This window comes from Mesorhizobium sp. M8A.F.Ca.ET.208.01.1.1 (genome assembly GCF_004791315.1).
Lineage (GTDB): Bacteria > Pseudomonadota > Alphaproteobacteria > Rhizobiales > Rhizobiaceae > Mesorhizobium.
This window is the reverse complement of the sequence record NZ_SRUT01000082.1, coordinates 1-391: the sequence shown is the minus strand read 5'-3', so window position 1 is coordinate 391 and position 391 is coordinate 1. Positions and strand designations below refer to the sequence as shown.

Genomic DNA, 391 nt, shown 5'->3' with positions numbered 1-391 from the left:
CTCACGCACGCACTCGATTACTTGAACCGGTGGAGTGCGTCGCCGCCGGAATCGATGGCGCAAGCGGAACAGGCCGCAACACAGGCGGTAGCGCTGGATGGCAGCGATCCCTGGGCGCACTGGGCGCTGGGTATCGTCAAGCTGTACACACGACGGCACGATGAGGCCATCAGCGAGGCCGAGCGCGCGATAGTCCTCAATCCGAACTTCGCCGAAGGGTACGTCATTCTCGGCGAGGCGCTGCACTATTCGGGCAGATCCGAAGAGGCCCTGGAAAGTTTCGCCCGGGGGAAGAGCTTGAATCCATACTTCCCGGATGTGCTTCTGCACTTCCAGGCTTTGGCCTTGTTTCAACTGGGAAGGTACGAAGAGGCCGTTGACCTCTTGATGC

Annotated in this window: 1 protein-coding gene; it reads left to right on the top strand. The window is 60.6% G+C overall.

The genetic code is table 11. The features are described from left to right. The coding region (locus EN851_RS34380) for a tetratricopeptide repeat protein (protein WP_245520891.1) at positions 1-391 on the top strand (391 nt) is incomplete at both ends.